Genomic DNA, 22976 nt, shown 5'->3' with positions numbered 1-22976 from the left:
ATCGCAGTCAGCCTATTGGGTGCCCGAGGCTTGTACTGGCGCCTAGATGCCGGCTGGCATTGCAAGGCCCAGTATGCTTCGTGCGTCCTGCCAGCTCGCAACCGGCCGCTCGCACTTGTCGCAGATCTCGACCGCGCGGCGAACCAGTGCGGCATTCGAAGGAGCGAGCGTGTCGCGATCGATGCGGACGTTGTCCTCCAGACCCGTTCGCGCATGACCGCCTGCGGCGATTGCCCATTCATTCAGGACAATCTGCTGCGACCCGATCCCGGCCGCACACCACGGGGCGTCTTCCCCGAACAACCGGCGCACCGTGTGAATGTAGTAGTCGAACACATCCCGATCGACCGGCATCGCGTTCTTCACACCCATGACGAACTGGACATAGGGGGTCCCGGCCAACTGTCCCTTGTCCGCCATTTCCTTCGCCTTGAGGATATGGCTCAGGTCAAAGGCTTCTATTTCCGGCTTGACGCCGTAGGTCAGCATTTCGGACGCGAGCCATTCCACCAGATCCGGCGGGTTCTCGTAGACACGCGTCGGAAAGTTGTTCGATCCAACCGACAAGGATGCCATGTCGGGGCGAAGCGGCAGCATACCGCCACGGGTCTTGCCCGCGCCGGAGCGCCCGCCCGTCGAGAACTGGATGATCATTCCCGGGCAATGTTTCTCGAGCCCTTCCTTCAGGGCCGCAAATTTTTCGGGGTCGGAAGAAGGGGTTTCGTCGTCATTGCGCACGTGAGCGTGAACGATGGTCGCGCCGGCCTCGAAGGCCTCCTGCGTCGATTCGACCTGCTCGGAAACCGTAATCGGAACCGCAGGGTTGTTGGCTTTCGTCGGCAGGCTGCCGGTAATTGCTACGCAGATGATGCAAGGCGTCGTCATGTGACCTTCCGGGTTTGGAACACCGCTCGAACGGTTTTGGCGATTTTAGGCCAGTCATAGCAAGGATCGGGACTTCTCACGCTGTCAAATAGTCGCTAGGTCAGAAATCTCAACGGCGACAATGGTGCAGTATCGAACCCCGCATCGCGTTCGGTGATCATGTCGGCGAGGATCCTGCCGCTGAGCGGTCCGAGTGTGAAGCCTGCGCCGCCGTGTCCGAAATTGTACCAAAGGCCCGGCCGACTTGCCGAAGCCCCAATGACGGGAAGCGAATCCGGCATGTGGCCACGGCTTCCCATCCACGGCGCATCAGGCACGCCGCCGCCGAGCGGAAAGATATCGCGAACCCGCTTTTCCGCCCGCTCCAGCTGTATCGGGTTGGCGATTGCATCGCGGTCGGCGATCTCGAGCCCGGTCGTCAGCCTGATCCCGCCCTCCATGGGCGACAGAGTGTAGCCGTGATCGACATCCATGACCGGGCGCGACAGCGAGGCGCCGGACCGTGGACGAAAATGACCGTGGTATCCGCGCGTTATCGCCATCGGAAACTGTTCGCGGAACCGCATCGCGAAGCCAGCGCTCCATGTGCCCAGCGCGACGACAACCTGCCGGCCTGCCACTCCCTTGCGCGCCGTCGCGATCCGCCATCCAAGGCGCCGCTGCTCGAGCGCGAAGGCATCGCCGTTCAGGAAGATGCCGCCCTCCTGAATGAAATAACGCCAGAGTGCCTCCACCACGCCTGCCGGGTTGGAAACGCTCTCACTCTCCGGCCAGTAGACACCGGTCAGATCTCGCGACTTCAGCCCCGGCTCGACGCTGTTGAGATCGCCCCCGCTCAACTCGCGATAGTCGATACCGAAGATGCGGGCGTAGTGCCGTTCGCGTTCGTCGGCCCGGAATGTCGCCTCTGAGCGATAGACCTGGAGCCAACCGCTCTTGCGATAAAACCGCTCGGCATTGGCCCGGGCAGCGAGCACGTGATGCTCCCTGGCTGATTGCGCACGTAGCCGCTCCATCATTCTTGCAAGATGCTGGATGCCGCCTCGCCCATTGTGCCGGAAGTAATGACGCAACCACGGCGCCAGCCGGACCATTGCGCCATAATCGCAATGAAACGCTGTCGACTGTTTCAAGGCGATATCGATCAGGTCGGCGCTGCGTCTGGGCAGGGAAATGGGGCAAAAGCCGTTGCGTGCAATCAGCCCGGCATTGCCGAACGAGGCCTCTTCGCCCGGATGCCGACGATCGATCAATGCGACGCTGAGACCACGCTTGCGCAAGTGCACCGCCGTCGAAACCCCGACGATCCCTGCCCCCAGCACGATGACGTCGACCTGATGCAAACTTGCCCCTTGGAAACCAGTAAGATTTGCCCCTACTCTAGGCCATACTGCAGATTCCCTCGGGACAACAAACCATTATACACAATTATCGCCTTCTTTTCGGCCTGGCCGCCGAAGCATTCTCCGGAACATTGATGACATGACGGCCAACCCTCTAGCGGCCCTGGGCTGGATCGGACAGCGCGGCACATACGCGCTCACAGCCAGCATCCTGATTGGAATGACCCTGCCGTCCCTGTCGGCCATTGCCCGGCCATACCTGACGCATGCCGTGTTCCTGCTGCTGGTACTGGCATTTCTCAGGGTTGACCCGGTAGCGGTGCGCGCACGTATCAAGCGTCCACGCCTGGTGCTTCTGGCCGCACTCTGGATGATGATTGCCCTTCCGGCCGTTGCCATCGCCGCAGTTTATGTCATTGGGCAGGCATCTGTCCCAAGCGATGTCCTCCTGATCGTATTCCTGATCGTCTGCCCGCCTTCGGTCATGTCGGCACCGGCCTTCATCTATCTGATGGGGATGGACGGTGCTCTCAGCCTCACGTTGCTTGCCCTTGCAACCCTGCTGGCACCGCTGACCGCTCCCTTTGCCGCCGAACTTCTTCTGGGGTCTGCCGTCCACCTCGAGAGTTTTGAGCTGGCGCTCAGGCTCGTCGGATTGTTGGGAGGTTCGGTTGTCATCGCGGCGCTGCTGCGTACCTTCATTCGCCCGCACCGCATTTCCGCGGCCCGCAGTCACATCGACGGTATCAACGTTCTCATCCTGCTGTTCTTCGCAGTCGCCGCCATGGACGGTGTGGCGGCAAGCTTCGCCACACGCCCGAGCTTCACCTTCCTGATTGCAGCCCTGACATTTGCCGCCGCCCTCGGTCAGATCGCCATTACGCTCCTTGTCTTTGCACCGGCATCGCGCACAGATGCCTTTGCAATCGCCCATTCGGCGGGTAGCCGCAACATGGGGCTCATGGTGGCAGCTCTCGGCGGCTCCCTGCCGGATCTCGCCTGGCTCTGGTTCGCGCTCGGGCAGTTGCCGATCTACATGCTGCCGATGATCCTGAAACCGTTCGCACGGGGTTACTGCAACCGTCCCGATTAACGCGCTTGCAGATATTTCACGCCATCACGATGAAGCGCCGACAATCAAACCGATTAGTATTGGGCGCAGGACTTGCCCTTGTGACAGCCTCATGATAGCCGCCGGGAAGAGCCATTCTCGGGACCCAGCTGGGCCAACCAGCCGCAACGGTCCACTCACGCCGGAGACTCCCATGAGCCGTGACATTCTCATTGCCCCTTCCATGCTCGCTTCCGACTTTGCCAAGCTCGGCCAGGAAGTGCGGGACGTCGTCGAAGCCGGCGCCGACTGGATCCACCTCGACGTCATGGACGGGCATTTCGTACCGAACATCACATTCGGCCCTGATGTCATCAAGGCCATGCGCCCCCATACGGACAAGATCTTCGACACGCACCTGATGATCGAACCCTGCGACCCTTACCTCGAGGCCTTCGCCAAGGCCGGGTCCGACATCATCACTGTCCACGCGGAAGCCACAACCCATCTGGACCGTTCGCTGCAGGCGATCCGCTCATTGGGCAAGAAGGCAGGTGTGTCGCTCAATCCGGCCACCCCGGAAAGCGTGCTTGAATATGTTCTCGATCGCCTCGACTTGATCCTGGTGATGACCGTGAACCCTGGCTTCGGCGGCCAGAAGTTCATCGAGGCCATGGTCGAAAAGACACGCCGCATCAAGGACATGATCGGCGACCGACCGATCGACATCGAAATCGACGGCGGCGTAACCCCCGAAACGGCTCCGCTTGTCGCCGCAGCTGGCGCAAATGTGCTCGTCGCAGGCTCGGCCGTCTTCAAGGGCGGCAGCATCGAGAGTTATGCAACAAACATCTCGGCTATCCGCAAGGCCGCCGAAGAAGCCTGAGCTGAAGGCTTGACCGAGTGAAAAAAAGGCCGCGCCGGACATCCTGCGCGGCCTTTTCGTTGATGGATCAGGGCAGGTAGGTCAGGCTTTCGAGAACCGGCTTGTCATCCCAGAAAAGAAATTTCGCGACCACGCTCTTGTCGTACATGGTCTCGTCTTCCTTGTCGTAATACTGACAGGACACGAACAAATGATCCGGATTCTCTTTACCCATGGCTTCGTCGTAAGAGATCCCCCACCACAGCTCCGTATCGCATTGTCCGAGTCCGGCGACGGCCGCCGCAACCCCTGCTGCGCCCGCAGGGGATGCGAGGAACCGCTTAAAGTCGACTTCCTGCCCCTTGGCACCACCGGCAGCCAAAGCCGTGACGAGGCAGCATGAAGCGGCCAATTTCAGAATTCTCATTTTCCCATCCCTTCCGTAAAATCAGGTCGCAAGGTTGGACCACACACAGTGTCAACGGCAGGTAAAATTGCTCTACAAACGACTACATTAAGATCAATTGCCCCCGGACAAACGTTTCTAAATCATTTGCCGGTAGATCTGCCAAGCATGACAGCGACAACTGCGCCAGATCAGAACGACCAGCCGAAACGCGTACACCGGCCCGCAGCCTCGGCTTTGCCCGCAGGAACCTTGCTCGGATTCTCCATGACATGGGCAATCCTGATAGGGGGGCTCGTCGCACTCAAGCTGTTAATCGGCGAACAATCCCTGTCGTTGCGCAGCATCGCCGTGGTTTTGGTCTTCCTTGCCGGCAGTTTTCTCGGCGCGCTCCTTGCTCGCATGTTCACCGGCCTGGTCTGCACGGCGACGAGCACGCCGTCTGCGCGGTTTTCAGCCATGTTCATCGGTCTGTCCTGCGGCACGGTCGGGATGACCGCACTTCTTCATTTCCTCCATTTCGGCCTTTACTACCTTCCCACCCATGTCGATGCGCCGGTCATCTATCTCCTGATCGATGTCCTTATGACAGGCGCCAGCGCTGCCTACATTTTCGTGGTCAGCGGCATGCAACTGCTCCTGCCATGGGGACTGCCGCTGCTGTTTGCCGCCGCCTTCGACTACGCTCGCAGCGGGACCGGCTTGAAAAGATAACGCTCAGGCCCCGATTCCCGGGCTGTCGGATTGAGAACCCGTGACATCTCTGCTAGACCGCGCGCGAGCACTCCCAAAATACGAGGACCCGCGATGATCCCGCGCTATTCCCGCCAAGAAATGGTCGATATCTGGTCGCCCGAAACCAAGTTCCGCATCTGGTTCGAGATCGAGGCCCATGCCTGCGACGCAATGGCCGACCTTGGCGTCATTCCGCGCGAAAACGCCCAGGCGGTGTGGAAAGCCAAGGATGTGGAATTCGACGTCGCGCGCATCGATGAAATCGAAGCGGTGACCAAGCACGACGTGATCGCGTTCCTGACCCATCTGGCCGAACATGTCGGAAGCGACGAAGCCCGCTTCGTCCACCAGGGCATGACCTCTTCCGACGTTCTGGACACTTGTCTCAACGTTCAGCTCGTTCGCGCAGCCGATATCCTCCTCAAGGACATGGACAACCTGCTGGCCGCGCTGAAGAAGCGCGCGATGGAGCACAAGGACACCGTCCGCGTCGGCCGTTCGCACGGCATCCACGCCGAGCCCACCACCATGGGCCTGACCTTTGCGCGCTTCTACGCGGAAATGGACCGCAACAAGGCACGCCTGTTGCAGGCCCGCGAGGAAATCGCAACCGGCGCAATCTCGGGCGCCGTCGGCACTTTCGCAAACATCGACCCGCGCGTTGAAGAGCATGTCTGCAAAGAGCTTGGCCTGCGTCCTGAAACGATCTCGACCCAGGTGATCCCACGTGACCGTCACGCCATGTTCTTCGCCGTGCTCGGAGTGATCGCTTCCTCGATCGAGAACGTTGCGATCGAAATCCGCCACATGCAGCGCACTGAGGTCCTGGAAGGTGCGGAATTCTTCTCGATGGGCCAGAAGGGCTCTTCGGCCATGCCGCACAAGAAGAACCCCGTCCTGACCGAGAACCTCACCGGTCTTGCGCGTCTGGTCCGCATGACAGTGATCCCGGCGATGGAAAACGTGGCGCTCTGGCACGAGCGTGACATTTCCCATTCCTCCGTCGAGCGCGGCATCGGCCCCGACGCCACGGTGACCCTGGACTTTGCTCTGAACCGCCTGACCGGCGTCATCGACAAGATGCTGATCTTCCCGGAAAACATGCTGGAGAACATGAACAAGTTCCCTGGCCTGGTCATGTCGCAGCGCGTGCTTCTGGCACTCACACAGGCAGGCGTATCGCGCGAGGATGCCTACGCCATGGTCCAGCGCAACGCCCTGAAAGTCTGGGAAGAACGCCTCGACTTCCAGGAACTGCTGCTGGCCGACAAGGACGTGGTTGCGGCCCTCGGCGAAGACGCCATCAAGGAAAAGTTCGACATGGGCTACCACACCAAGCATGTCGACACGATCTTCAAGCGGGTCTTCGGCGAAAGCTGAGCGTCGTGTCTCGTCGCCGCACCGTGCGACGCGATCCCCCTCTTTGATCGATCACACCCCCAAAGGCCCTGCCTATCGGCAGGGCCTTTCTCGTTTGTCTTGCTCTGCTGACTACACATTTGTCGATCGCATCGGGAACCAATTTCCCCTCCGTGGCTTTACCCCGGAGAAAGCAGAAGCGGAGATACCGATGACATTCAACGACATCATGATCGGCGCAGTTGCCGTGGTCGGGATTGCCCTGACGTCCATCACCGGCGCAAAGTCGGCCCCGCTTCCGCTGGCGAACCTGACGATCGGCGCGCAAGCACCTATTGATCTCACTCCCATCAAAGACCCGCGCCGCGGCTTTTATCGCCACAACGACTCCTACTGGTACAACGGTCATCGCGGCGAGCGTCACCCGCGCCGCGGCTGGCGCCAGCACCGTGGCTACTGGTTTCCGCCAGCGGCCTTCACTTTCAGCTTCGGCACGCCCCCGCGCCGCTACGCTCCGCCGCCGCGGTATTCCCGTGCGCTGCCGGTGGAACACTACCAGTGGTGCGACAATCGTTATCGCTCCTACCGGGCTCGCGACAATACCTTCCAGCCTTACAATGGTCCGCGCAGGCAATGCCGCTCGCCTTACGCCCGTTGATAGCTAAGCCGCCCCATCACCACAGATTTCGAAGGCCGGTCTCGAACCGGCCTTTCTCGTCTTTTGCCGGTCGCGGCGCGAGAATTTGACAAGCAGGGTATTCCTCGCCATGAGACGGCACGTGCCAAGCTCTCAATCGCGAAGGGTCCCGAACCGTGAAGATCTCAGAAGCCGACATTCTGCTTGTTCCAGGATATGGCGATACGCCCGACGGCCACTGGATGAAGCGCTGGCAGGCCAAGATGGCGAACGCCTGGGTACTGGAGCAGAAGGACTGGTTTCACCCTGTCCGCAAGGTCTGGGAGGACTCGCTTCTCGCCCGGCTGGAGAAAACCACAAGGCCGGTTGTTCTTGTGGGCCATTCCCTCGGCTGCACGCTGATCGCTCACTCTGTGCATCACCTGCCAAAGGGCAAGGTCCGCGGTGCATTTCTCGTCGCTCCGACCGATCTTGAGCGCAAGAAGCCGAAACCGAAGTTCGACGTCGGCGACTTTGTTCCGCTTCCCGTGTCCCCGATCCCGTTTCACGCGCACGTCGTAGCAAGCCGCACCGATCCCAACTGCGCCTATGAGCGGGCCGAGAGCTTCGCAAAAACATGGGGTGCGACCTTTCAGGACGCAGGTGACGCAGGCCACATCAACGTGGAAAGCGGACATGGCCCATGGCCGGAAGGACTTATGTCCTTCGCCTATTTCATGAAGCGGCTGGGCTAACCGAATTCCGGCCTGCCGCAAAAGCCTTTGGCCGGATTTTCGCATGCCTGCAGTGTGCTTAAGTTCAGCTGTTTGCTCGAAATCAAAGGCAGACCCAACCATTCTCCGTACCTTGAACCGTGGGGCTGGATCCATCTGATTGGTGCGGAGGATGTCATGTTCAAGAGAGTTTTGAAGACTGGTTTCGGAAGTGCGCTGGCAGCAGTAATCGTTGCGACCGGCCTTGTTTTGCCCGCGGGCGCGTTCCCATCAACGTCGAACCCTGGTCAGGGGCTGGCAGGAAATTTGGACCTGGTGACCAACGCCAGGTCAACGGTTCGCTTTGGCTTTTACGTTTACAACGGGCATCCCTACTACAGCGGGCACAGGGGCTTCCCGTACCGACGGCCCGGTTGGCGGCACTATAATGGCTGGTGGTTCCCCCCGCAGGCCTTCGGTCCGGCCTATCGCCCCGGATATCCGGTCGCCAGACACCTCAGCCGCGCACATTATGACTGGTGTTTCCGCAAATATCGTTCCTACCGGGCACGCGACAACACGTTCCAGCCATACCATGGGCCACGCAGGGCCTGCAGATCACCGTACTGGCGCTAATCAATCGACGGAAACGGAAGGACCGGAAGGCGCAACGCATTCCGGTCCGCAGTTCAACTCTCGCAGGCTGATTGTGCTGCCCGCAGCGCCTGTGTGACCGCTTCGATGAACAGGGACATGTCGATACCGTAGTTGAGCAAGCGGAACCCTGCCTGCTGCGCCCACGCGATATCCTCGACCGATGTGCAGAACTTGCCGGCAATTTTGCCGGCCGCACGGGTCTTTGCGGCAATTTCCGCCGCTGCCTTTCGCACCGCCTCGCCCTCGGGCGCAAGCTCTGCCCCGTTGGACAGCGTCAGGGACAGATCAGCCGGCCCGACGAAAACCGCATCTATTCCCGGCACCTTGAGAATGTCATCCAAGGCGGCAAAGGCTTCCGGTGTTTCGATCATCGCGAAGGCAAGCGTCTCGTCATTCGCCGTGCGCAGATATTCCGGAGCAGTTTTTCCGGCCAGCATTGCGCCACGGTGCGGCCCCCAGCTGCGCGCTCCAAGCGGCGGGTATTTCATCGCATCGACAAAGGCCCGCGCATCCTCGGCAGAATTGATCATGGGAGCGATGACCGCCTCCGCGCCAAGGTCCAGAAGACGGCTTGCCGTGGCATAATCACCGACAGGGATCCGGGCCACCCGATGGGCCCCACCGAGCGTAGCTGAGGCAAAGCCGTCACGCACCGAGGCAATATCGTGCTGCCCGTGCTGCATATCCAGTGTCACGGTGTCGAAACCGGAGCGGGCGAGCAATTCGACCATGATAGGTACGGGAAGCCCCGACCACACCGTCAGAACCGTTTCGTCGTCTCTCAGTTTACTGGCCAAAGTCGCCGGCATGATATTCGCTCCTCCCACTTGCTACCCGCATCAAAGCTGCGCTGATTGCATGTGGCAAGCGGCCTCTGCGGTCGAGCGGTACGCATTTGCGCACAAAAAAGCCTCCGCCAGACCTGGCGGAGGCTTTTCGATAAACGAGACCTTGAACCGAGCTATCAGCCTTGGGTCTGGATCTGCTCGACGGCCGTGTGCATCAGCTCGTCCATGGTGCGGCGAATCTGATGATCGGACTGGTCGATGTTCTTTGCATCGAAGTCACCACGGATCTTGCGGAACACGTCCTCATCGCCCGGCTCTTCGAAATCTGAGCGGACAACTTCCTTGGCATAGTCCTCGGCGGCATCACCCGACAGGCCAAGCTGCTCAGCAGCCCAAAGGCCCAGAAGCTTGTTGCGCCGAGCGGTTGCCTTGAACCTCAGCTCCTCGTCATGCGCGAACTTGCTCTCAAATCCCTCTTCGCGCTTGTCGAATGTGCTCATCCTGGTGTCTCCTGAACTGCGGAAAGCCTGTCATGCTCCGAATATAGGAGCGATCTGGCCTCTTCCATATCCCCCGAACGCGTTCAAATCAACGCGGGAAACCCCCTATGCCCCAAAAGCATGACCTTTGCGCGAATTGACGCTGCCGAGTTGATTGTACTTTTCGCGCGCTTCGGGTAAGTTCCGCGCCGCTGACGCAGGGCGACGGCTGATGACACCCCATCTCATGAAGATTCGATGTCTCTGACGCCCGGCCGATGGCGACTGGGGGGAAACATGACTAATTGGAAGAACCCCGCTTAATGGATTTCCTCAAGCAAACACGGTACGTGCCCATGAACCGCCGACGCCGCATCTATGAAGGCAAAGCCAAGATCCTCTATGAAGGCCCGGAACCGGGTACGCTGATCCAGCACTTCAAGGACGATGCCACCGCCTTCAACAACAAGAAACACGAGATTGTTGACGGCAAAGGCGTGCTGAACAACCGGATCTCCGAGTTTGTCTTCAACAACCTGAACGCCATCGGCATCCCGACCCACTTCATTCGCCGCATGAACATGCGCGAGCAGCTGATCCGCGAAGTCGAGATCATTCCGCTTGAAGTCGTGGTCCGCAATGTCGCAGCCGGCTCGATCGCCAAGCGCCTCGGCCTTGAAGAAGGCACGCAGCTGCCGCGCTCCATCATCGAGTTCTACTACAAGAACGACGAGCTGGACGATCCGATGGTTGCCGAAGAGCACATCACCGCGTTCGGCTGGGCAACTCCGCAGGAACTCGACGACATCATGGCGCTCGCCATTCGCGTCAACGACTTCCTGTCCGGTCTGTTCCTCGGCGTCGGCATTCGCCTCGTCGACTTCAAGATCGAGTGTGGCCGTCTGTTCGAAGGCGACATGATGCGCGTCGTCGTCGCTGACGAGATCTCCCCGGACAGCTGCCGTCTGTGGGACATCGAGACCAACGACAAGATGGACAAGGACCGCTTCCGCCGTGACATGGGCGGAATGCTGGAAGCTTACCAGGAAGTGGCAAAGCGTCTCGGCATCCTGAACGAGAACGACCGCCCGAGCACTTCCGGCCCGACGCTGGTTCAGTAAGACAATCACGAGCCCCCGAGCGAAAGCCGGGGGTTCTTTTTATAGCGCCGCCCCCCGTTCCATTTGCGGGCGAGCTGGTGTAAGCAGCACCCAATCGGATCCTCACAGTTACAGAGAACGAGCGGCCTGCCGGCCCGTTCGCGGAGAATGCAAGACCATGAAGGCACGTGTCATCGTCACCTTGAAAAACGGCGTCCTCGATCCTCAGGGCAAGGCCATTGAAGGCGCGCTCGGCGGGCTCGGTTTTTCCGGCATCGAGCAGGTGCGTCAGGGCAAGGTGTTCGATCTGGAACTGGCAGCCACGGACAAGACGGCAGCTGAAGCTGAAATCGCCCAGATGTGCGAAAAGCTTCTCGCCAACACCGTGATCGAAAACTATTCGATCGAGATCGACTGATTGCAAGGTCCTCAGCCGGACATGGACGAAGAGGCAAAGAAGGCAATCCGCTTCATGGCCGTGAAGGCCGCCGTCTTCATCTTCCTTCCGGCCCTTGCCGCACTTATCGCCGTAATGGTGATGCTTTGAACGTCAACGGGATGCATTGCCGAGCCATCCCTGGAGAGCGCCCATGAAAACCGCCGTCATCGTCTTCCCAGGCTCCAACCGCGATCGCGACATGTTCCATGCCCTGGAACTGATCACCGGCACCCGCCCGCAGAGCGTATGGCACACCGAGGCCAGCGTTCCGGACGTCGATCTGGTCATCGTACCGGGTGGTTTTTCCTATGGCGACTACCTGCGCTCCGGCGCCATCGCGGCGCGCTCCCCGATCCTCAAGGATCTGGTCAGGAAGGCCGACGCAGGCGTCACGGTTCTGGGCGTGTGCAACGGCTTCCAGATCCTGACCGAAGCCGGCCTGCTGCCGGGTGCCCTGATGCGCAATGCCGGCCTCAACTTCGTCTGCAAGGAAGTGAAGCTGGAAACCGTCAACGACGCGACCCGCTTCTCCTCCTCCTTCAAGAAGGGCCAGGTCTGGCGCTGCCCGGTTGCCCATCACGACGGCAACTACTTCGCCGACGCGGACACTCTGAAGTCCATCGAAGATAACGGTCAGGTCGTCTTCCGTTATGCGGACGGCACAAACCCGAACGGTTCGATCAACGACATCGCCGGCATCATGAATGCCAAGGGCAACGTTCTGGGCATGATGCCGCACCCGGAAAACCTCGTTGAAGAACTCAACGGCGGCACCGAGGGACGTCTCCTGTTCGAAAGCCTTCTGAGCCAGGCGGCCTGATCAGAGCTGACCTTTTCGCAGCCGGGTTGCCGTGGTTTGATAGCCAATAATGGGAGATCGCCATGGCAGAACTTGAGCTGAGCAAGGACGAGCGGGAAGAACTTACTCGGGTTATACAAAATGCCCTGCATGAAGAGCTCGACCACGATGTTGGAAACATGGAAGCCGGTTTCCTTCTGGACAGGCTTCTCGTCCCTCTCGGCCACACGTTCTACAACAAGGGCCTGCGTGACGCCGCCGCAGTCGTTGCCCGGCGTGCCGATGACATGACCGACGACCTCTACGCCTTGGAAAAATCCGGCGTTTCTGCTCGCTGACACGCTATCAGGCGACGACCTTGCGCCGCTCCGCCTTCGGCGTATGGCCGAAGCGGCGGGCAAACGCACGGGAGAATGCGGCCGGCGAGGCGAACCCGCACATGCGGGCGACCTTGCCAACCTGCTCGCCGCCCTCCAGTTCGGCCCGCGCCATATCCAGACGCCAGTTTGACAGATATGCACCCGGCGTCATGCCGACAGTATCCTTGAAGCTGACAGCAAACTGTGTGCGCGACATCCCGGCCTCCTCCGCGAGGCTCTCGAGGCTCCAGGCAGTCTCCGGGTGTTCGTGAATGGCGACGATTGCCCGGGCAAGCCTCGGGTGAGACAGCCCCGCCAGCGCCCCGAAATCCGCCGCGCCCGTCTCCAGGGCGTGGCGCAGGAGCCGGATGACGACAATCTCGCTCAGGCGATGCACGACCGCCTGCCCGCCACAGCGCGGTCTTTCGATCTCTGCCACAAGCGGCAGGACGACGGCCGCGATATCCGGGGCATCATCCAACTCGATTGCAATACACTTCGGCAGAGCTGCTATGAGGTGATCGCCGGCACCACTCACCGATATCCGGGCCGCAGCGGCAAGTGTCTCCCCCGACTGCACCCTTTCACTGTCGCAAGGAATATCGCCGGGTTGCCGGTTCGGCGAAAAAGCCAGCCGCATTCGACCTTCAGCATTGCGAAACACGAACAACCCGCCCCGTTCTTCTATCGCGTCATCGAGCTGGATCACCTGTGCAAGGATCCTGAACCGCTCGATGAGCGCCGACAGGCGATCGAGTCGCCGAGGTGGAGTGCAAGCCGATGCCGTTTTCATTTCCGTACTCAAGATCACAAATAAAGAACGATAGATTGCCCAACGTTCATTATCCTACTGGACAGCGTTTCGGAAGAGGCAAATTGACCGAATCCGATTTAACAGCCAGCCCGGAGTTATCACATGCTCGTTCCCCGTCAGCAGGTCCCGACACTATCGATCGAGACGCTGAGCCACGGCACATTCGACATTGCGTCCGACAAGGGCGATTTCGGCACCCTTGTGGTGTTCTATCGCGGTCTGCATTGTCCGATTTGCGCCACCTACCTGAAAGAACTCGAACGCCTGACGCCCGAATTCGCAGAGCGCGGCGTGAAGACCATCGCCCTCTCGTCAGACACGCGCGAGCGGACGCAACAGATGGCTGAGAAGGTCGGAGCGGAAAGCCTGCGCTTTGGCCATTCCTTGCCGCTGGAAACCGCGCGAAACTGGGGCCTGTTCATCTCGACAAGCCGCGGCACCACGTCGATCGGCATCGAGGAACCGGCCCTCTTCTCCGAGCCGGGCGTTTTCCTGGTGCGCGGCAATGGCGAACTCTATTTCGCCTCAGTGCAAACGATGCCCTTCGTGCGACCGCACTTCAAGGAGATGCTCGGCGCGCTCGACTTCGTGAGGGCAAACGATTATCCGGGCCGCGGCGAATACACCGGGGCTGTCTGATCGTGATCGGATGGGCGGCGCCGCTGCCCATCCGTTTCCGGAGAAATATCTTCGGAGGGATATTGCGCGGACCTCTCTGCCGCACCAATTGAGGGTCACTCATCCTTGGAGTGACTAATATGCTCGCTACTGAGCTTGTCGCCGGTCTGGCTCTTCTTGTGCTGGGCGGCGACGTTTTGGTGCGTGGATCCGTCGGACTGGCGGAACGCATGAACATTTCCCCCCTTTTGATCGGTATCGTTCTCGTCGGCTTCGGCACATCGACGCCGGAACTGATGACCAGCCTGATTGCGGCCTTGAACGGATCGGCCGGCATCGCCGTCGGCAACGTCGTCGGCTCAAACACGGCCAACATCCTGCTGATCCTCGGGATTGCCGCGCTGATCTATCCCCTGCGCGCAGACCCCAGGGCGCTTATGCGCGACGGGCTCGTCATGACCCTCGCGGCACTTGCCTGTCTCGCTCTTGGCGCGTTCGGGACGATCGACCGCGTCTCCGGCGTCCTGCTTCTGCTTGCACTGGCCATCTATCTTCTCGTCACCTATCGGGCCGAACGCGGAACCCACACGCCCTCCGCCGAAATGCACCGGGCGGAAAGCCAGGCCGTGACGGCTCATCCGTGGACCAGATCCTACCCGGCCCTTGTCGTGATGGCCTTGTCCGGGCTTGGGCTGACGATGCTCGGCGCCAAGTGGCTGGTCGGAGCCTCCGTCGAACTCGCACAGCAGTTCGGTATCAGCGAGACCATCATCGGCCTCACCATCGTCGCCGTCGGCACTTCCCTTCCCGAATTGGTTACCTCGGTGATCGCTGCCCTGAAACGCCAGCCGGATATCGCCTTTGGCAACATTCTCGGCTCTAACATCTACAACGTGCTTGGAATTCTCGGCTTTACCGCCCTGGTCAAGCCGATCGATGTTCCAGAGCAGATCATGCGTTTCGACGTCTGGGTGATGCTGGCAGCAACCATCCTTCTGTTGATCTTTGCCAGAACGGGCAAGCAGATCTGCAGGATTGAGGGCGGGCTTCTTCTCGGCGCCTACGCGCTCTATGTTGGCAAGCTGGCCCTTTCCTGACGGATTGGACCCGCTCGCCGGCCGGACTAGCGGACCGTCACATTGACGAAATCCGCATAGACCTCGACCGTGATCCAGACATTGCTGTTGACGATCCGCCGCGCTGCAGTCCGGTCGATCGTTCCACGCAAGATCATCTGTTCCATCCGGTTGCGATTGGCGATCGACCCGAAAAAGCGGTCGCCCTCGTCGCCGCGATCGCGAATTCCGAACTTGTGAAAGTTCGCCCTGTCCTGGCGGATCACCTGCCAGGGCTGGGTCAAGCGCGCCCCCTTGGAGTTGAAGTGATCGTCTGGCCCAAGAAAAGCCGTGTAGACTTCAAGAAGCGGTCCCTGCGCCTGCGTGTCAGCCGCTACGGCCAGCGACATGGCTAGCGGCAGGACTATTGCAAGTGCTGCAGCTCGAACCCTCTTCAATCCCTTCATCTCACGATCCCTCTCGATGGTGGCCGATGAGCAAAGGCTAGCGGCTTTTGTAAGATGGTAACTTGAGGAGCATCAAGACCGGCTTGGCTTTTCAAAGGCTGCCAGAAAAGCCAAGCCGTCTCTCACCGGCGCGGGGGCAGGCCGGGATGGCAAATCGGGCCGCATTCCGCGGACCGGTGAACGTTCCCTATGAACGGTGACTGTCCCAGAACGGCCGAATGGCTTCACCGAGCGCCGCATCGCGGGTCAACCCAATGTCCGCAAGGGCATCGTCGGACAGATGTGCCAGGGCACGCCGCGAGCGGCGAATGCGTCGCCAGAGCGAGATGCGCGCCCAGACAAATGAGGTCACCGCCTTTATGGAGGTCCTCAGCCCGCTCCTTTCTTCGAAAATGGTATCAATTGCCATAATATTGAACCTTATATTGATACAATCTGACCAAAAATGACTCTATTGTGTCGGTTCATTCATATGAATTGACTCAATATCCGGCACAAGATACTAAATTGTCACCATGACAAATTGGCTTCCTGCAGTTCCGGCTGGCGCCGGCCCGATGTACCTCAGACTGGCAAACAGGATCGCAGACGACATCGTCTCAGGCGCCCTGCCGGTCGGGGCAAAATTGCCCCCGCAACGCGACCTCGCGTATGACCTGGGCATTACTGTCGGGACCGTGGGCCGTGCCTATGCGCTGGTTCGCGAAAGGGGGCTGGTGAGCGGAGAAGTCGGTCGCGGGACCTATATTCTCGGGTCAAGCGGCGACATCGTTCGTGATAGCGACGGAGCCAATGAGACCCGAACGGAGAACGGCCGCGAATCCGCGCTGATGGACGCCAAGTTTCCGAACTCGCGGTCAGCCAGACCCGCGCCTCAGATCGAGGATGTCGACTTCGGCGGCACCAGATTGATCTCGCCACCGGCGGAAACAACGAGGCTCGACAGCACCTCGGCCCCCGAAATCGGCCAATCAGCTATCATCGCCCCCTTGCTTCAGGAAATAAGCGCAGATTGTGGGTACGAAATTGCCAGCTACACCCGGATTGTGCCCGACAGCTGGAAAGAGGCAGGCCGCCATTGGCTTGGCCGCAGCAACTGGACACCCGACGCCGACAGCATTGTGCCGACATTCGGCGCACAGGCGGCGATCATGGCGATCATATCCGCCACCACCAATCCGGGAGACCGCATCGTTTTCGAAGAGGTGACATACAGTTCTATCGCGCGTGGAGTGACCCTTGCGGGGCGGCAGCCGGCCGGCGTTGCTCGTGATGAAGAAGGCCCCCTTCCCGAGGCACTGCAGAAAGTCTGTGCACAAAAGCACCCGAAGGTGATCTTTCTCATGCCGACCTTGCACAATCCGACATTGTCGACCATGTCCGAGCAGCGACGGCGCGACATCGTCGAGGTCGCCCGGCAGAACAATCTCTGGATCATCGAGGACGAAGTCTATGGGTCGCTGCGCCAGAACGATCTGCCGACCATGGCATCACTCGCTCCCGAGAGAACGTTTCACGTGGGCTCACTGTCGAAGGCAGTCGCCGCCGGCGTTCGTGGTGGATGGATTTCAGCTCCGCTTTCGCACACACAGCGCCTGATTACCGCGCACAAGATGATGACAGGCGGGATCTCCTTCCTGCTGGCGGAACTCTCCGCCCGACTGGTCCTTTCCGGCGCCGCCGACGAGTTGCGCGGCCGTGTACTCACCGAAATCAGCCATCGTCACGCGCTGACACGAGACTACCTTGAAGGTCTTGAGGTCAGCTCAGCTTCAGACGCGCCCTTCCTCTGGCTGAAACTTCCCGAACCCTGGTTGCCCGGCACCTTCAAGGCGGCAGCGGCTGCAGCGCGGGTGCTCATTGACGACGAGGACGAATTCAAGATCGGCCGTTGCGAGCGCATCTACCACCGTGTGCGCATAGGGTTCACCAACCCGTTGACCCGGAAGGAAACAACTTCGGCTTTTGCCATTCTGAAAGGCCTGCTCGACAACGGCACGAGCGCCTACGACAGCTTCGAGTAGGGCCTGCAGGCGCGGGACCCGCCGATTTTGGATCGCCCCCGTAAAAAGCCGTTACCATCAACCAAAGATTCGGCGATTTAACGCCAATCCCGGTCTCCCATTCGCTGCGGTGATCTGCTAAACCGGCGCAAATCAGCCCCAGGTGCAGCGCGCCGCAAAGATCCGGACCGACATGATCCCGAACGACATCAAGATCACGCCCGACCTTATCGCTTCCCACGGCCTGAAGCCGGACGAATACGATCGCATTCTCGAACTGATCGGGCGCGAGCCGACCTTCACCGAACTCGGCATTTTTTCGGCCATGTGGAACGAGCACTGCTCCTACAAGTCGTCCAAGAAGTGGCTGAAGACCCTGCCGACCACGGGCCCGCGCGTTCTTGTCGGGCCTGGCGAGAACGCTGGCGTTGTCGACATCGGTGACGGTGACGCCGTGGTCTTCAAGATGGAAAGCCACAACCACCCGTCCTACATCGAGCCCTACCAGGGCGCTGCGACCGGCGTCGGCGGCATCCTGCGCGACGTATTCACCATGGGCGCACGCCCGGTTGCCGCGATGAACGCGCTGCGCTTCGGCGAGCCTGATCATCCGCGCACCCGCCATCTCGTGTCCGGCGTCGTCTCCGGTGTCGGCGGCTATGGCAATTCCTTCGGCGTCCCCACGGTGGGCGGCGAAGTCGAGTTCCACGCCAGCTACAACGGCAACTGCCTCGTCAACGCATTTGCGGCCGGCCTTGCGCGCACCGACGGCATCTTCCTGGCCAAGGCAGAAGGTGTCGGCCTGCCGGTCGTCTATCTCGGCGCCAAGACCGGCCGTGACGGCGTCGGCGGCGCGACCATGGCCTCGGCCGAATTCGACGACACGATCGAGGAAAAGCGTCCCACCGTTCAGGTCGGCGATCCCTTCACCGAAAAGTGCCTCCTGGAAGCCTGCCTCGAGCTCATGAAGACTGGCGCGGTGATCGCGATCCAGGACATGGGAGCGGCCGGCCTGACCTGCTCGGCCGTCGAAATGGGCGCGTCAGGCGACCTCGGTATCGAACTCGACCTCGACAAGGTGCCTTGCCGCGAAGAGCGCATGAGCGCCTATGAAATGATGCTCTCGGAAAGCCAGGAGCGCATGCTCATGGTCCTGCGTCCGGAAAAGGAAGCGCAGGCCGAAGCCATCTTCAGGAAGTGGGGCCTGGACTTTGCAATTGTCGGCAAGACCACGGACACTCTGCGCTTCATCGTCAAGCATCAGGGCGAAGTCGTGGCCGACCTGCCCATCAAGGAACTGGGCGACGAGGCGCCGGAATACGACCGTCCCTGGGTCGAATGGGAAAAGCTCCCGGTTCTGGACGAAGACGATATTCCGGAACCCGCTGACTATGCCGAGGCTCTGACCAGGCTGGTCGGCGGTGCCAATGGCTCGTCACGCCGCTGGGTCTACGAACAGTATGACACCCTGATTCAGGGCAACAGCGCGGCAACGCCGGGTGGAGATGCGGGCGTCATCCGCGTCGAGGGCTCCCGCAAGGGCCTGTCGTTCTCGGTCGACGTAACCCCGCGCTACTGCAAGGCCGATCCGTTTGAGGGCGGCAAGCAGGCGGTTGCCGAAGTCTGGCGCAATCTGACCGCAGTCGGTTCCGAGCCGCTCGCTGCCACCGACAACCTGAACTTCGGCAACCCGGAAAAGCCGGAAATCATGGGCCAGTTCGTCGGCTGCATCAAAGGTATCGGCGAAGCCTGCCGTGCTCTCGACTTCCCGATCGTTTCCGGCAACGTCTCGCTCTACAACGAGACCCACGGCGAAGCGATTCTCCCGACCCCGGCCATCGGCGGCGTCGGCCTTCTGCCCGACGTGACCGTGCGCGCCTCCGCCTCGTTCAAGAATCCGGGAGATGCGATCGTCGTGATCGGCGGCAAGGGAACCCATCTGGGTGCTTCCCAGTATCTGGCCGACATTCTCGGCCGCGAGGAAGGTGCTCCTCCCCCCGTCGATCTCGAAGCTGAAAAGCGCCGCGGCACGCTCGTGCGCCAGTTCATCGGCGCAGGCCGGCTGACCGGTGTGCATGACGTTTCCTCAGGCGGTCTGGGGGTTGCGCTGGCAGAAATGGCCATGTCCGGCGGCATCGGAGCAACCGTCAAGGTCGACGGCCCGGCCCATGCTGCGCTCTTTGGCGAGGACCAGGGCCGCTACGTGCTGACCGTCTCTTCGGACAATCTTGACGCTTTGCTGGAAGACGCGATCGATGCCGGTGTGGACGCACAGCAAATCGGAACGACCGGAGGCACGGAATTGACTGTTGAGGGTATCCTCACCATATCCGTTGCAAAGCTGAAGGAAGCGCACGAGAATTGGTTCCCGAACTACATGGCGGGACACTGACGCCCCGCCCTGTCGGCTTGCAAGCGAACGCATAGCCAGACCGTAGGTCAACGCCAGAATTCAAGGGAAGAGGACCCGACCGACATGCCAATGGACGCGAACGAGATTGAGGCCCTGATCAAGGCAGCCCTGCCCGATGCAAAGGTCGAAATCCGCGATCTTGCCGGAGACGGCGACCATTATGCGGCCAACGTGGTCTCCGAAACCTTCCGCGGCATCAGCCGCGTGCAGCAGCATCAGCTGGTCTATCAAGCCCTGAAGGGAAACATGGGCGGTGAACTCCACGCCCTGGCGCTTCAGACCAAGGCTCCCGATTGACCTGAGACCGTAGATCGACGGCACACGAACATGGTTCCGCCCGCTGCGGCGGCAGAAATACCCGAAAGGACAGACAGATCATGAGCATCCAGGATTGGATCAAGAACGAAGTCGACACCAATGACGTCGTACTCTTCATGAAGGGCACCCCGAACTTCCCGCAGTGCGGTTTCTCGGGCCAGGTCGTGCAGATCCTCGACTACGTCGGCGTCCCCTACAAGGGCATCAACGTGCTGGAAGACGACGACCTGCGTCAGGGCGTCAAGGAATTCACCAACTGGCCGACGATCCCGCAGCTCTACGTCAAGGGCGAGTTTGTCGGCGGCTGCGACATCATCCGCGAGATGTTCCAGAACCAGGAACTTCAGGCTACCTTTGCTGCCAAGGGCATCGAGGTACAGCAGAGCGCCTGATCCGCACACGCGAATGAGGACACGAAAGGCGGATCATCTGGTCCGCCTTTTTTCTTTGCGGTTGTCAGTTTTCATTGCGGATGTCAGCGCGAACCGGCCAGCAAACGATTGTCGACCAGCCACTTCAGGCCACGCTTCCAGGCCTCGTCCGTGTTGCCTCGAATATCGGTCTGGTAAAGCTGCAGCACCCTGCCCGTTTCGGCATCCCGCTCCCGCAAGATGATGGTCTGCACCAGAACCGACAGCTTCTGTACGGCGCCTGTAATGGACGTTGGCGCGCCGAGCTTGCGGGCAAGCTTCTCCTCACACCGATTGCAGGAAAAAACGTCGCCATAGCGCTCAGCGTCGGCGCCGAGCGGGGCCAGATCCACCGGTTCGTAGTCACCACTTTCAACAAGCAGCTCTCGCAGATAGGCGGAGAGCATCTCGATGCGTCTATATTCTGCCTCGTTCTTGGCCCCGTATTCGACTTCCTGCGAGAAGTTGATGAACTCCATGTCGAAGACGGCAACAGGCTTTGCCTGAACATGGACGGTCGAAAGAAGTACAACGCATATGAATATGAAAAGTCGCATGGGCAGCTCCCGGCAATCGAAAGCGGTTTGAAAATATCAAAAGCCTAACTCGAGCCAAGGTTGACCACCACCGGGAAGAAGGTCTGCAATTGCGAGTCGCATCGGGCGGCTTGAGCAGAAACTGAACAGTCTATTTCCTGTAATGGGAAATTTCGACTTTATCCAAGATTTGAAAACGCTGCGTAAGATCAGCCACTCGGCAAATTTTTCCGAATCGCCTATCCTGAACGGAAGGTGAATGCCGGTTTCAGGATCAGTACACTCGCGTCCCGTCATTCTCCGCCCATCGCTTCAAAGGCCGCCACCGGCCGAAGAATGGGAAGGGGGACAAAATGAAAACAATCGCTGTTGCCACGATCTGCTGCGCATTTGCAGCGCTGATCTACGACCTCTTTGACACACGTCCGGAACCTGATCTGACGCGGATCGATTGCGTGGAAATCGCGGTTTTCGCCCCGCAGGCAAGCATCAAGTCGGCGGAGAACCTGTGCCGCAACTACGGCGGCATCGCCAAAACCGACGCTCAGCCCAGCACCGAAGGGCTCGTCATCCTCGTGCGCAATCAGCCCGTCGGCGGGTTTTCCGGCCAGAACTGGATCCGCTGATAGCGCGCTCGTCCCCTTCGCGTTGAACAACTATTCCGCGGCGAAGAGACCTGCCGTCATCGCCAGCCCTGCCCCGCATGGCTCCTCCGCCTCGCCCGATGCATCATCTGCCGCAGCAGAACCAGGTCGAAGGTTCGCGAAATCATAAAGCGTGCGATCCAGAAGATGGGACGGCCGGGTGTGTGCCAGGGCCCGCGCCATGACGCCGAGGCGCCCCGGGCTTTCCTTTTCCCATGTCTGCAGCATCTTCTTCACTTCTTCGCGCTGAAGGCCATCCTGCGAGCCGCACAGGTTGCACGGAATGATCGGGAACTCCATTCCGGCAGCAAACTTGGCGATATCGCTCTCGGCCGCATAGGCGAGCGGACGCAGCACCAGAAGATCGCCTTCATCATTGACCAGCTTCGGCGGCATGGACGCGAGGCGTCCGCCATGGAACAGGTTCATGAAGAAGGTTTCCAGGATGTCTTCACGGTGGTGGCCGAGCACGATTGCCTCGCAGCCCTGTTCGCGGGCAACGCGATAGAGAATGCCCCGGCGCAGACGCGAGCACAGCGAGCAATAGGTCCGGTGCGCCGGGATCTTGTCCGTCACGATGGAATAGGTGTCCTCGCGAATGATCACATGCTCGATCTCATTCTTCTCGAAGAACTCCGGCAGGATGTGTCCCGGAAAGCCGGGCTGAGCCTGGTCGAGATTGCAAGCGATCAGCTCGACCGGCAGCAATCCACGCCACTTGAGTTCGACCAGGACAGCCAGAAGTGCGTAGCTGTCCTTGCCTCCGGATAGGCAGACAAGCCATTTCGGCCGCGTTGTGGAGGCATCGGGGGCGACCATCGCATAGTCACTCATTGCCTCGCGCGCCTGCCGAAGGAGGCGCTTGCGCAGCTTCTTGAACTCCACGCTCGAGGGTGCGTTGCGCAGAAGCAGCGGAACGTCTGCGGCTGAGTCCTGGGCGATGTCGTTCATGGGGTGTTGCCTTGCTTGCATCTCGACGTCTCCGGAGGCTGCTGTCCGAAGCGGTTTTGACCAGACGCTCACATACCGGATCGCCGGAAAAAGGCCAAGACCAAAGGCGTTTGATCAACGTGATACGCTGACCTTCGGAGCGCAAGGCATAAA

At 60.3% G+C, this 22976-nt stretch carries 29 protein-coding genes; 19 read left to right on the top strand and 10 right to left on the bottom strand.

Going from position 1 to position 22976, the window contains the following annotated elements:
• Positions 1-42: 42 nt before the first annotated feature.
• Together ACN0SY_RS18810 and ACN0SY_RS18805 are read right to left on the bottom strand one after the other, a co-directional pair.
• Entirely contained in the window at positions 43-885 is an 843-nt protein-coding gene (locus ACN0SY_RS18810; RefSeq protein ID WP_417689910.1) for a 3-keto-5-aminohexanoate cleavage protein, read from the bottom strand.
• A gap of 95 nt (positions 886-980) precedes the next feature.
• On the bottom strand, positions 981-2228 hold the full coding sequence (locus ACN0SY_RS18805; protein WP_417689908.1) for an NAD(P)/FAD-dependent oxidoreductase: 1248 nt from the start codon (positions 2226-2228) through the stop codon (positions 981-983).
• 139 nt (positions 2229-2367) lie between these two features.
• Here ACN0SY_RS18805 and ACN0SY_RS18800 point away from each other — a divergent pair, with 139 nt between their 5' ends.
• The gene (locus ACN0SY_RS18800; protein WP_417689906.1) at positions 2368-3321 is read left to right on the top strand and encodes a sodium:proton symporter; all 954 of its coding nucleotides are present in this window, start codon (positions 2368-2370) and stop codon (positions 3319-3321) included.
• Between the two features lie 172 nt (positions 3322-3493).
• Entirely contained in the window at positions 3494-4165 is a 672-nt protein-coding gene (gene rpe / locus ACN0SY_RS18795) for a ribulose-phosphate 3-epimerase (RefSeq protein ID WP_417689904.1), read from the top strand.
• A gap of 67 nt (positions 4166-4232) precedes the next feature.
• Here the strand turns inward: rpe and ACN0SY_RS18790 are convergent, their stop codons facing one another.
• On the bottom strand, positions 4233-4571 hold the full coding sequence (locus ACN0SY_RS18790) for a hypothetical protein (RefSeq protein WP_417689902.1): 339 nt from the start codon (positions 4569-4571) through the stop codon (positions 4233-4235).
• A gap of 246 nt (positions 4572-4817) precedes the next feature.
• On the opposite strand from ACN0SY_RS18790, the gene ACN0SY_RS18785 reads away from it, so the two are divergent.
• The 5 genes from ACN0SY_RS18785 to ACN0SY_RS18765 all read left to right on the top strand — a co-directional run bounded on the left by ACN0SY_RS18785 (position 4818) and on the right by ACN0SY_RS18765 (position 8609).
• A complete protein-coding gene (locus ACN0SY_RS18785) occupies positions 4818-5264 on the top strand; it encodes a hypothetical protein (RefSeq protein ID WP_417689900.1) in 447 nt (148 codons plus the stop codon).
• Positions 5265-5357: 93 nt separating this feature from the next.
• On the top strand, positions 5358-6665 hold the full coding sequence (gene purB / locus ACN0SY_RS18780; RefSeq protein ID WP_417689898.1) for an adenylosuccinate lyase: 1308 nt from the start codon (positions 5358-5360) through the stop codon (positions 6663-6665).
• A 190-nt stretch (positions 6666-6855) separates the two neighbouring features.
• The gene (locus ACN0SY_RS18775; RefSeq protein WP_417689896.1) at positions 6856-7302 is read left to right on the top strand and encodes a BA14K family protein; all 447 of its coding nucleotides are present in this window, start codon (positions 6856-6858) and stop codon (positions 7300-7302) included.
• 155 nt (positions 7303-7457) lie between these two features.
• Positions 7458-8015 carry an RBBP9/YdeN family alpha/beta hydrolase gene (locus tag ACN0SY_RS18770; RefSeq protein ID WP_417689894.1) on the top strand — a complete coding sequence of 186 codons (558 nt, stop codon included), beginning with the start codon at positions 7458-7460 and terminating at the stop codon, positions 8013-8015.
• 156 nt (positions 8016-8171) lie between these two features.
• Positions 8172-8609, top strand: a complete 438-nt coding sequence (locus ACN0SY_RS18765) for a BA14K family protein (RefSeq protein WP_417689892.1) — start codon at positions 8172-8174, stop codon at positions 8607-8609.
• Between the two features lie 53 nt (positions 8610-8662).
• Here the strand turns inward: ACN0SY_RS18765 and ACN0SY_RS18760 are convergent, their stop codons facing one another.
• Together ACN0SY_RS18760 and ACN0SY_RS18755 are read right to left on the bottom strand one after the other, a co-directional pair.
• On the bottom strand, positions 8663-9439 hold the full coding sequence (locus tag ACN0SY_RS18760; RefSeq protein ID WP_417689890.1) for an HpcH/HpaI aldolase family protein: 777 nt from the start codon (positions 9437-9439) through the stop codon (positions 8663-8665).
• Positions 9440-9594: 155 nt separating this feature from the next.
• Positions 9595-9918 (bottom strand): DUF1476 domain-containing protein, encoded by a 324-nt coding sequence (locus tag ACN0SY_RS18755; RefSeq protein WP_417689888.1) that lies wholly within the window; start codon positions 9916-9918, stop codon positions 9595-9597.
• Positions 9919-10220: 302 nt separating this feature from the next.
• Between ACN0SY_RS18755 and purC the strand changes: the two genes are divergently transcribed.
• The 5 genes from purC (at position 10221) to ACN0SY_RS18730 (ending at position 12573) form a co-directional block, all read left to right on the top strand.
• Positions 10221-11018 (top strand): phosphoribosylaminoimidazolesuccinocarboxamide synthase, encoded by a 798-nt coding sequence (gene purC, locus ACN0SY_RS18750; protein ID WP_417689887.1) that lies wholly within the window; start codon positions 10221-10223, stop codon positions 11016-11018.
• A gap of 157 nt (positions 11019-11175) precedes the next feature.
• Positions 11176-11415: a phosphoribosylformylglycinamidine synthase subunit PurS gene (purS, locus tag ACN0SY_RS18745; RefSeq protein WP_417689885.1), complete on the top strand. Its 240-nt coding sequence runs from the start codon at positions 11176-11178 to the stop codon at positions 11413-11415.
• Entirely contained in the window at positions 11416-11544 is a 129-nt protein-coding gene (locus tag ACN0SY_RS18740; RefSeq protein WP_417689883.1) for a phosphoribosylformylglycinamidine synthase-associated small membrane protein, read from the top strand.
• 43 nt (positions 11545-11587) lie between these two features.
• Complete coding sequence (gene purQ / locus ACN0SY_RS18735) at positions 11588-12256, top strand: phosphoribosylformylglycinamidine synthase subunit PurQ (RefSeq protein WP_417689881.1); 669 nt, start codon at positions 11588-11590, stop codon at positions 12254-12256.
• A 62-nt stretch (positions 12257-12318) separates the two neighbouring features.
• Positions 12319-12573 carry a DUF2164 family protein gene (locus tag ACN0SY_RS18730; RefSeq protein ID WP_417689879.1) on the top strand — a complete coding sequence of 85 codons (255 nt, stop codon included), beginning with the start codon at positions 12319-12321 and terminating at the stop codon, positions 12571-12573.
• Positions 12574-12580: 7 nt separating this feature from the next.
• Here the strand turns inward: ACN0SY_RS18730 and ACN0SY_RS18725 are convergent, their stop codons facing one another.
• Entirely contained in the window at positions 12581-13387 is an 807-nt protein-coding gene (locus ACN0SY_RS18725) for a helix-turn-helix domain-containing protein (protein WP_417689877.1), read from the bottom strand.
• Positions 13388-13510: 123 nt separating this feature from the next.
• Here ACN0SY_RS18725 and ACN0SY_RS18720 point away from each other — a divergent pair, with 123 nt between their 5' ends.
• Together ACN0SY_RS18720 and ACN0SY_RS18715 are read left to right on the top strand one after the other, a co-directional pair.
• Complete coding sequence (locus ACN0SY_RS18720) at positions 13511-14047, top strand: peroxiredoxin-like family protein (RefSeq protein ID WP_417689875.1); 537 nt, start codon at positions 13511-13513, stop codon at positions 14045-14047.
• Between the two features lie 119 nt (positions 14048-14166).
• The gene (locus tag ACN0SY_RS18715; protein ID WP_417689873.1) at positions 14167-15123 is read left to right on the top strand and encodes a calcium/sodium antiporter; all 957 of its coding nucleotides are present in this window, start codon (positions 14167-14169) and stop codon (positions 15121-15123) included.
• Positions 15124-15149: 26 nt separating this feature from the next.
• On the opposite strand, the gene ACN0SY_RS18710 is transcribed toward ACN0SY_RS18715, so the two are convergent.
• Both ACN0SY_RS18710 and ACN0SY_RS18705 read right to left on the bottom strand, forming a co-directional pair.
• Positions 15150-15548 (bottom strand): hypothetical protein, encoded by a 399-nt coding sequence (locus tag ACN0SY_RS18710; protein ID WP_417689872.1) that lies wholly within the window; start codon positions 15546-15548, stop codon positions 15150-15152.
• Positions 15549-15735: 187 nt separating this feature from the next.
• Positions 15736-15957 carry a DUF1127 domain-containing protein gene (locus ACN0SY_RS18705; protein ID WP_417689870.1) on the bottom strand — a complete coding sequence of 74 codons (222 nt, stop codon included), beginning with the start codon at positions 15955-15957 and terminating at the stop codon, positions 15736-15738.
• Between the two features lie 106 nt (positions 15958-16063).
• Here ACN0SY_RS18705 and ACN0SY_RS18700 point away from each other — a divergent pair, with 106 nt between their 5' ends.
• The 4 genes from ACN0SY_RS18700 (at position 16064) to grxD (ending at position 20674) form a co-directional block, all read left to right on the top strand.
• Complete coding sequence (locus ACN0SY_RS18700) at positions 16064-17572, top strand: PLP-dependent aminotransferase family protein (protein ID WP_417689868.1); 1509 nt, start codon at positions 16064-16066, stop codon at positions 17570-17572.
• Positions 17573-17744: 172 nt separating this feature from the next.
• On the top strand, positions 17745-19943 hold the full coding sequence (purL, locus tag ACN0SY_RS18695; protein ID WP_417690064.1) for a phosphoribosylformylglycinamidine synthase subunit PurL: 2199 nt from the start codon (positions 17745-17747) through the stop codon (positions 19941-19943).
• Positions 19944-20027: 84 nt separating this feature from the next.
• The gene (locus ACN0SY_RS18690) at positions 20028-20261 is read left to right on the top strand and encodes a BolA family protein (RefSeq protein WP_417689866.1); all 234 of its coding nucleotides are present in this window, start codon (positions 20028-20030) and stop codon (positions 20259-20261) included.
• An 80-nt stretch (positions 20262-20341) separates the two neighbouring features.
• Complete coding sequence (gene grxD, locus ACN0SY_RS18685; protein ID WP_417689864.1) at positions 20342-20674, top strand: Grx4 family monothiol glutaredoxin; 333 nt, start codon at positions 20342-20344, stop codon at positions 20672-20674.
• An 83-nt stretch (positions 20675-20757) separates the two neighbouring features.
• Here the strand turns inward: grxD and ACN0SY_RS18680 are convergent, their stop codons facing one another.
• Positions 20758-21249 carry a DUF3280 domain-containing protein gene (locus ACN0SY_RS18680; RefSeq protein ID WP_417689862.1) on the bottom strand — a complete coding sequence of 164 codons (492 nt, stop codon included), beginning with the start codon at positions 21247-21249 and terminating at the stop codon, positions 20758-20760.
• A 332-nt stretch (positions 21250-21581) separates the two neighbouring features.
• Here ACN0SY_RS18680 and ACN0SY_RS18675 point away from each other — a divergent pair, with 332 nt between their 5' ends.
• On the top strand, positions 21582-21854 hold the full coding sequence (locus ACN0SY_RS18675; protein WP_417689860.1) for an antitermination protein: 273 nt from the start codon (positions 21582-21584) through the stop codon (positions 21852-21854).
• A 30-nt stretch (positions 21855-21884) separates the two neighbouring features.
• On the opposite strand, the gene ttcA is transcribed toward ACN0SY_RS18675, so the two are convergent.
• Positions 21885-22823: a tRNA 2-thiocytidine(32) synthetase TtcA gene (gene ttcA, locus ACN0SY_RS18670; protein ID WP_417689858.1), complete on the bottom strand. Its 939-nt coding sequence runs from the start codon at positions 22821-22823 to the stop codon at positions 21885-21887.
• Positions 22824-22976: the final 153 nt, after the last annotated feature.

Source organism: Roseibium sp. (assembly GCF_048261595.1).
GTDB lineage: Bacteria > Pseudomonadota > Alphaproteobacteria > Rhizobiales > Stappiaceae > Roseibium.
Note: the sequence above shows the minus strand (reverse complement) of the source record. Positions and strands in the feature narration are given on the sequence as shown.

Bases quoted from the DNA above. Each gene is read 5' to 3' on its own strand.
- ACN0SY_RS18810 (WP_417689910.1), bottom strand. From the start codon at position 885: ATGACGACGCCTTGCATCATCTGCGTAGCAATTACCGGCAGCCTGCCG.
- ACN0SY_RS18800 (WP_417689906.1), top strand. From the start codon at position 2,368: ATGACGGCCAACCCTCTAGCGGCCCTGGGCTGGATCGGACAGCGCGGC.
- rpe (WP_417689904.1), top strand. From the start codon at position 3,494: ATGAGCCGTGACATTCTCATTGCCCCTTCCATGCTCGCTTCCGACTTT.
- ACN0SY_RS18790 (WP_417689902.1), bottom strand. From the start codon at position 4,571: ATGAGAATTCTGAAATTGGCCGCTTCATGCTGCCTCGTCACGGCTTTG.
- ACN0SY_RS18785 (WP_417689900.1), top strand. From the start codon at position 4,818: ATGACATGGGCAATCCTGATAGGGGGGCTCGTCGCACTCAAGCTGTTA.
- purB (WP_417689898.1), top strand. From the start codon at position 5,358: ATGATCCCGCGCTATTCCCGCCAAGAAATGGTCGATATCTGGTCGCCC.
- ACN0SY_RS18775 (WP_417689896.1), top strand. From the start codon at position 6,856: ATGACATTCAACGACATCATGATCGGCGCAGTTGCCGTGGTCGGGATT.
- ACN0SY_RS18765 (WP_417689892.1), top strand. From the start codon at position 8,172: ATGTTCAAGAGAGTTTTGAAGACTGGTTTCGGAAGTGCGCTGGCAGCA.
- ACN0SY_RS18760 (WP_417689890.1), bottom strand. From the start codon at position 9,439: ATGCCGGCGACTTTGGCCAGTAAACTGAGAGACGACGAAACGGTTCTG.
- ACN0SY_RS18755 (WP_417689888.1), bottom strand. From the start codon at position 9,918: ATGAGCACATTCGACAAGCGCGAAGAGGGATTTGAGAGCAAGTTCGCG.
- purC (WP_417689887.1), top strand. From the start codon at position 10,221: ATGGATTTCCTCAAGCAAACACGGTACGTGCCCATGAACCGCCGACGC.
- purS (WP_417689885.1), top strand. From the start codon at position 11,176: ATGAAGGCACGTGTCATCGTCACCTTGAAAAACGGCGTCCTCGATCCT.
- purQ (WP_417689881.1), top strand. From the start codon at position 11,588: ATGAAAACCGCCGTCATCGTCTTCCCAGGCTCCAACCGCGATCGCGAC.
- ACN0SY_RS18730 (WP_417689879.1), top strand. From the start codon at position 12,319: ATGGCAGAACTTGAGCTGAGCAAGGACGAGCGGGAAGAACTTACTCGG.
- ACN0SY_RS18725 (WP_417689877.1), bottom strand. From the start codon at position 13,387: ATGAAAACGGCATCGGCTTGCACTCCACCTCGGCGACTCGATCGCCTG.
- ACN0SY_RS18720 (WP_417689875.1), top strand. From the start codon at position 13,511: ATGCTCGTTCCCCGTCAGCAGGTCCCGACACTATCGATCGAGACGCTG.
- ACN0SY_RS18715 (WP_417689873.1), top strand. From the start codon at position 14,167: ATGCTCGCTACTGAGCTTGTCGCCGGTCTGGCTCTTCTTGTGCTGGGC.
- ACN0SY_RS18710 (WP_417689872.1), bottom strand. From the start codon at position 15,548: ATGAAGGGATTGAAGAGGGTTCGAGCTGCAGCACTTGCAATAGTCCTG.
- ACN0SY_RS18705 (WP_417689870.1), bottom strand. From the start codon at position 15,957: ATGGCAATTGATACCATTTTCGAAGAAAGGAGCGGGCTGAGGACCTCC.
- ACN0SY_RS18700 (WP_417689868.1), top strand. From the start codon at position 16,064: ATGACAAATTGGCTTCCTGCAGTTCCGGCTGGCGCCGGCCCGATGTAC.
- purL (WP_417690064.1), top strand. From the start codon at position 17,745: ATGATCCCGAACGACATCAAGATCACGCCCGACCTTATCGCTTCCCAC.
- ACN0SY_RS18690 (WP_417689866.1), top strand. From the start codon at position 20,028: ATGCCAATGGACGCGAACGAGATTGAGGCCCTGATCAAGGCAGCCCTG.
- grxD (WP_417689864.1), top strand. From the start codon at position 20,342: ATGAGCATCCAGGATTGGATCAAGAACGAAGTCGACACCAATGACGTC.
- ACN0SY_RS18680 (WP_417689862.1), bottom strand. From the start codon at position 21,249: ATGCGACTTTTCATATTCATATGCGTTGTACTTCTTTCGACCGTCCAT.
- ACN0SY_RS18675 (WP_417689860.1), top strand. From the start codon at position 21,582: ATGAAAACAATCGCTGTTGCCACGATCTGCTGCGCATTTGCAGCGCTG.
- ttcA (WP_417689858.1), bottom strand. From the start codon at position 22,823: ATGAACGACATCGCCCAGGACTCAGCCGCAGACGTTCCGCTGCTTCTG.